This is a genomic window from Aliivibrio logei (assembly GCF_001691055.1).
In the GTDB taxonomy this organism is placed as follows: domain Bacteria; phylum Pseudomonadota; class Gammaproteobacteria; order Enterobacterales; family Vibrionaceae; genus Aliivibrio; species Aliivibrio salmonicida.
The window spans coordinates 235,489-241,488 of sequence record NZ_MAJU01000031.1 but is presented as its reverse complement, the minus strand read 5'-3'; the positions used below and the strand labels follow the sequence as shown (position 1 = coordinate 241,488).

Annotated in this window: 7 protein-coding genes; 4 read left to right on the top strand and 3 right to left on the bottom strand. The window is 37.1% G+C overall.

The genetic code is table 11. From position 1 onward, the window contains the following. Positions 1-371 (top strand): transposase (locus A6E04_RS21420; protein ID WP_214516254.1); only part of this gene is annotated, 371 nt, incomplete at its 5' end. Positions 372-749: 378 nt separating this feature from the next. Here A6E04_RS21420 and A6E04_RS20290 read toward each other — a convergent pair. Next, positions 750-974: a PAS factor family protein gene (locus A6E04_RS20290; protein ID WP_023603897.1), complete on the bottom strand. Its 225-nt coding sequence runs from the start codon at positions 972-974 to the stop codon at positions 750-752. Positions 975-1,555: 581 nt separating this feature from the next. Between A6E04_RS20290 and A6E04_RS20285 the strand changes: the two genes are divergently transcribed. The 3 genes from A6E04_RS20285 (at position 1,556) to A6E04_RS20275 (ending at position 4,246) form a co-directional block, all read left to right on the top strand. Beyond that, a complete protein-coding gene (locus tag A6E04_RS20285) occupies positions 1,556-1,804 on the top strand; it encodes a DUF3297 family protein (RefSeq protein ID WP_012551886.1) in 249 nt (82 codons plus the stop codon). Between the two features lie 272 nt (positions 1,805-2,076). Then, the gene (locus A6E04_RS20280) at positions 2,077-3,366 is read left to right on the top strand and encodes a DEAD/DEAH box helicase (protein ID WP_023603898.1); all 1,290 of its coding nucleotides are present in this window, start codon (positions 2,077-2,079) and stop codon (positions 3,364-3,366) included. Positions 3,367-3,718: 352 nt separating this feature from the next. Further along, the gene (locus A6E04_RS20275; protein WP_065612232.1) at positions 3,719-4,246 is read left to right on the top strand and encodes a DUF6933 domain-containing protein; all 528 of its coding nucleotides are present in this window, start codon (positions 3,719-3,721) and stop codon (positions 4,244-4,246) included. Positions 4,247-4,311: 65 nt separating this feature from the next. On the opposite strand, the gene rodA is transcribed toward A6E04_RS20275, so the two are convergent. Both rodA and A6E04_RS20265 read right to left on the bottom strand, forming a co-directional pair. Then, positions 4,312-5,394, bottom strand: coding sequence for a rod shape-determining protein RodA (gene rodA, locus A6E04_RS20270; protein ID WP_012551889.1), 1,083 nt, complete (start codon positions 5,392-5,394; stop codon positions 4,312-4,314). An 83-nt stretch (positions 5,395-5,477) separates the two neighbouring features. Next, positions 5,478-5,936: a hypothetical protein gene (locus A6E04_RS20265; RefSeq protein WP_023603900.1), complete on the bottom strand. Its 459-nt coding sequence runs from the start codon at positions 5,934-5,936 to the stop codon at positions 5,478-5,480. Between the last annotated feature and the right edge of the window lie 64 nt (positions 5,937-6,000).

Here is a 6,000-nt window from a genome sequence, read left to right as displayed (position 1 = left end):
TGGTGTGCCCCACAGAATTAGAACACATTCTATACTTAGGTTATACCTATCTGGAGGCTACCATGAGCAAGCATTATACTAAATCTTACCCTGAAGAGTATCGTAAAGAAGCTGTCCGACTCGCAGATCAAAAAGATAGAACGACGGCTTCCGTCGCGAAGGAATTAGGGTTACACCCTAATCAAATTTATAACTGGCGCAGACAGTTTAACCTTCTGACAAATAAACAGTTTACGGTTCATGATGGTATCGATTATTCAATAAAAGAAAACTCAGAAATGCGTAAGATGAGAAAAGAGCTAAACGACCTAAAAAAAGAGAATGAGTTCTTAAAAAAGGCAGCGGCGTACTTTGCCAAAAACCAAGAGTAAAGTACGCTCTTATTCGTGATTTTAGGAATCATTATAGTGTTCGTTTTCTTTGCCAAGTTTTAAAGGCATCTCCAACTGGTTTTTATGCATGGCATAATAAATCATTAAGCAAAGCCTCCCAAAGGAGGCTAGACTTTGAAAAGAGGATCTTACTAACCTTTGCTGAGTTTGAGGCTAAATACGGCTCTAGAAGAGTGAGGAATGAGCTTGTAAAGCTAGGATACCCTTGTTCCACTAATTATGTAGCAAAGATCATGAAGGCTTGAGGTATTAGAGCCCTTAACGGAAAAGGCTTCCGTTATGGAAGGCGCGTTGAACAAGGGTAACCTAATGAACTAGCCTTTAATTGATAACTTAAAGGCTAGATATATTGAAGTATTAATGAGCATCCTCTAGAATTTCATAAGCTTTTGTCATCGCTTTATCAAGGTTTTCTAATTTTCCTGCACCAACTGGGCCTAGGACGTTTGAATATAAAGCGAACTTCTTATCAAACGGTAAATCTAGTTGGTCGTATAATGCTTGTCTAATCTGAGCGTACTGGCCTGGTTCTGCATTTGTTAAGTTTGTTAAAGTGTTATAGATGAGTGATGTTGTATCCATGATTTTTCTCCGTATTGTCCATCTAATATTATGACAACTATAGTACGGATGTTTAAAGATATCCGTCTCATAATATAAAGAAATTGTATTTAGATCACATAGAAACATCACGATATTCTTATTGTATTTTGTATTTTGTATTTTGTATTTTGTATTTTGTATTTTGTATTTTGTGATTTGGCATGAGGTATGAATAAGTATCAATGGTGAGGGTATTGAAGCAATCAATTGATAGGGAAAGTCGGTTAATCCTTGATTACAGCTAACTTTCATTAATATGATGTGAAAAAATCGACGGACTCATCACTTTAAGCATATTCACTTAAGAGCGGGGTTAATCATGTTTATACAACATAAGTATATTGTTATTTAACGTAATATATAATCTCGTTTATAATTAAAGCCATTAACACAAGCAGAAGGTTTGTTTTAGAGGTGATAGGAATGAAAGCGTATTGGTTGAGTTCCTACCAAAGAGTTAAGTGGATGAAATATAAGAGCACGATTTATTACAACATATCTTGAGCGTTAGGTCTATATTGTCTACAATAGCGCACTTTTATTGACTACAGGTCACGAACATGAACGACGCTAAATCGCAACCAGCTCTACCAGATCACCTTTCGGGCAATCCTCGTAGCCCACATCATGTGGCAGAATGCTTTGAACATCACATTGGTATTAAACTTAATGACAAAGAGCGTACTGATGTTGAAGAGTATTGCATTAGTGAAGGTTGGGTAAAAATCCCATCACCTAAAGCATTGGATCGTCGTGGTCAACCTCTTATGATCACATTGAAAGGCAAAGTTGAAGCTTTTTATAAATAAGAACAAATGATAGTAAGCGAGGATCTCATCCCGCTAAGTTGTCGTAATAGTTAAGTGGTTATTTATTACCCACGTAGACTTATTCTTAAAAAGGGCCTAAAGAAATTTAGGTCCTTTTGTTTATCCTACGTTTAGTATTTTGGTACAGATTAAGCATAATTTATACGATGTAGGTGGTATTACGGGGGCGTTTGAGATATTTAATTAACGGAATCGGGCATAAATAGGCTAAAATGGCCGGCTATTATCTTAGCTTTGAGCCCTTTATATTAATGACCACTATCACAACGCCTGCCAACTTTACAGAACTTGGCCTTATTACACCTTTGTTAGCTCGATTAACTGAGCTGGAATATCAACAGCCAACGCCAATTCAAGCGCAAGCTATTCCAAGTGTATTGGCTGGGCGTGACTTAATTGCAGGGGCAAATACAGGTTCAGGTAAAACAGCAACGTTCGCACTGCCTATATTACAGCAATTGCATGAAGGTAAGCCTTTGAGCATTAAAAGTGAGAAAGGTAACTACGTTACTGGATTGATTTTAGTTCCTACTCGTGAATTGGCAAAACAAGTTGCTGACAGTATTAAATCTTATGCTGTGCATTTTAACGGTGCAATTAAAACCGTTGCTGTTTTTGGTGGCGTATCTGCAAATACTCAAATGCTGGCTTTACGTGGCGGCACTGATATTTTAGTAGCCACACCAGGTCGATTACTCGATCTTATTTCAAGTAATGCCATTAAGCTTGATAAAGTCAAAACATTAGTGCTTGATGAAGCCGATCGAATGTTAAGCCTTGGCTTTACTGAAGAACTATCAGCGTTATTGAATTTATTACCAAAGCAAAAGCAGACGTTATTATTTTCGGCGACTTTTCCTGAACAAGTACAAACATTAACTCAAGAACTACTTAACGATCCTATTGAAATTCAAGTGCAAAGCGCAGATGCAAGTACTTTGGTACAGCGTGTTTTTACCGTTAATAAAGGTGAAAAAACCGCATTGCTAGCGCATTTGATCAAACAAAACGAATGGCGACAAGCACTTATCTTCGTTAATGCGAAAAATAGTTGTGAGCATTTAGCGGATAAACTGTCTAAACGTGGAATTACCGCTGAAGTATTTCATGGTGATAAAGGCCAAGGTGCGCGTACTCGTATACTTGAAGCATTTAAATTGGGTGAGATTGAAGTTTTAATTGCGACAGATATTGCTGCTCGTGGTTTAGATATCGAAAAACTACCGGTTGTTATTAATTTTGATTTGCCAAGAAGTCCATCAGATTATATGCACCGTATTGGTCGAAGTGGTCGTGCTGGGGAAGTTGGTTTAGCATTATCACTTATCGATCATGAAGATTACCATCACTTTAAAATCATCGAGAAGAAGAACAAAATTCGACTAGAACGTGAAGAAGTTGAAGGTTTTGAAGTCGATGAAGCAGTAAGTGATTCTTTATCAGACGTAGAAAAGCCGATGGCAAAACCTGAAGGCACTGGTAAGAAAAAACGTAAAAACAGAGCATCAGCAGATGAGGATGTTTGGTTGAGAAATTACTAATCTAAAAAGATAACATGATTATGACCCCTTAGTTAAGCGCATAATCCTACTAACACTATAATTTATTACACTCGGTATTCTTTGCTTACCGAGTGTTTTTTATTTTAAGGCGTAAATTTACTATTAATGCAATTAACTAAATACTCTATTTATTAGTAGAAAAATCACTAAGAATAAAAACCTGATAAGTAGTTATTCTATAATTTCTAATGCTATTATTATGTGATTGATTTAGTAAGAATAAACAGATGTTTATTGGAATTGGTGTAAATAGATGTGCATGATAAGAAAGGGTTATGCTGCGACTATATTACCAATGTAAACCATGATTTTTAGTCTCAGAGGTTGAGTGATGTTTCAATTTAAATGTACCAAAAAAGTTCAAGATTTTATTGGTATTACACCTAGTGAACTTAAGGTTATAGTGCCTGAGAAATTTGCATTAGGTAATTGGTTTGTGCATTCTTTTGAGGAAGATAATCATAATGTGTTGGTGTTTATGGAAGAGAAAACATTGTTCTCATTCATTATTGTCGGTATTCAAAAAGAACACATTAAAACGTTAAGAAAACACTTTCTGGAAGGGCTGTGTTTACAAATGAAAGCGGAAGGCATTAGTATTCAAACCATTTCGGCATATGCGATTAATGACACGGTGATTCAATATACGAAAACAGACAGTACAAATAAGGTTGGTATAATGAATGATCTTATTTCTCTTTATCAATCGCGAATTGAAATTGAAGGGGGGTTATCTGAAATTGACGTTGTTGATGTTGCCATGAAAATAAATCGAGTACCTCAAAGCCACTTAGCTTTAACTTATGCGGTTAAGGAATTTAAACTGGTGCTTGGAGAGGTAACGTCACCATTTCATTAATTAACGTAGTATTTCAATTTAACTAAAGCGCGAAGGTATCGCGCTTTAAGTTAATGGGTAGGCGATTATTTAGTCTTATAAGGTTTATAAAGACAAAGTGACATAATAATACCAAAGCAGATCCCTTGGGTTATCATCGCGGTTCCCCCATAACTAAAAAATGGCAATGGGCTTCCCATCACAGGAAGCAAGCCACTGACCATTCCCATATTAATAAAGGCATAAAGGAAGAAGCTAAGGGCAAATGCGCCACTGACCAATCGATTAAAGGGAGATTCGCACTGACAAGCCAGCCAAATGACACGACCAGTGATGAATAAATACAGTCCTAGCAACAATACACTGCCAAAAAATCCCCACTCTTCAGCGTAAGTTGAAAAAATGAAATCAGTATGACTTTCTGGAATGAAACCAAGGTGTCCTTGTGTAGCGTTCATCCAACCTTTTCCACGTAAGCCACCAGAGCCAATCGCAATTAGTGATTGGATAATTTGGTAACCAGCACCAAGAGGATCAGATTCAGGATCCAGAAACTGGGTGACTCGTTTCTTTTGGTAAGCCGCCATAACAAAAATCCATAAGGCGGGGATCGTGATTGCGAGACCGCCAAGAAAAGAACCAATAATTTTCCAACTCATGCCTGCAAAATACAATACAAAAAGGGCATAGATGACGGTGAAAATTGCCCCATCAAGATCGGGTTGAATGAAAATCAAACTGGCAGGGACGGCAGTTACGAGCAAACAAATGGCTATCTTTTTTAAATCAGGACGTCCGGCATCAACAACCAAAAGCCAAGCTACCATCAGTGGTATTGCTACTTTAACAAGTTCAGAGGGTTGAAAACGAATCGGTCCAATAACTAACCAACGTTGAGAACCATTTGTACTGTCACCAATCAGAATTACACCTAATAAAAGAATAACTGCTAAGCCATATAAAAAAGGCGTCATGCGTTGGTAATTCAAGGGTGGAATAGCGGACATAAAAACAATACATCCAATCGCCATTACTGCTCGGATAAGATGACGCTGTAACATAGGCTCACTGAATCCACTAGCACTCCATACGGTTAGAGAACCGAGTAAAATCAATACAAATATAGCAAACAATAAAGGGTAATCGATACGTGGTCTGTAATTAAACATAAATACTATTCATTATAAAACGTAAAAGAGACTCAGAATGAGAATGTATAGAGCGATAGTTCAGTCGTAATAAAACGGCCTATCTATTTAACGGTTTTATATTGGAGATTCGATTCCTTCCAGCCACCCAATCGATTGTTATCAATGGTTTGCTTATAGAATGTTGACGGAATAATAATGACGGTCATTGCCAAAGAAACCCACTGTTTTACTTGTAGGCGTCTGTCTGCAACAGTAACGGTAGGGGGATTTGATGGTGGCTTCGTTGGCGCATCAATCACTCTAGGTTTTAAAAAAGAGAGAGGTTCTATTCGTAAAGGGTGTGAAAAAGGGGTTAATAGTAATCTTTGTTCAGCATGATGAATGTTCATCTCACTGCCATTAAGTCTATTTTTATCCATCACAGACGAAGTGTATACATTGGTATCAGTAAGTTCAAATTGTGCTTGAACGGATGACATAGCAATATTAATGCATAACGATACAAGCAATAAGCTAAACAGAAAAAGAGTTATCTGCGATAATGTAAAATGTTTTTTCATGCTTGTTCTATATGAGTATGGATTAATAAATGAACACTGTTCAAGGCTTCTGCACTGTGAGATG

Excerpts from the sequence above, each read along its gene's own strand:
- A6E04_RS20290 (WP_023603897.1), bottom strand. The coding sequence starts at position 974 with ATGGATACAACATCACTCATCTATAACACTTTAACAAACTTAACAAAT.
- A6E04_RS20285 (WP_012551886.1), top strand. The coding sequence starts at position 1,556 with ATGAACGACGCTAAATCGCAACCAGCTCTACCAGATCACCTTTCGGGC.
- A6E04_RS20280 (WP_023603898.1), top strand. The coding sequence starts at position 2,077 with ATGACCACTATCACAACGCCTGCCAACTTTACAGAACTTGGCCTTATT.
- A6E04_RS20275 (WP_065612232.1), top strand. The coding sequence starts at position 3,719 with ATGTTTCAATTTAAATGTACCAAAAAAGTTCAAGATTTTATTGGTATT.
- rodA (WP_012551889.1), bottom strand. The coding sequence starts at position 5,394 with ATGTTTAATTACAGACCACGTATCGATTACCCTTTATTGTTTGCTATA.
- A6E04_RS20265 (WP_023603900.1), bottom strand. The coding sequence starts at position 5,936 with ATGAAAAAACATTTTACATTATCGCAGATAACTCTTTTTCTGTTTAGC.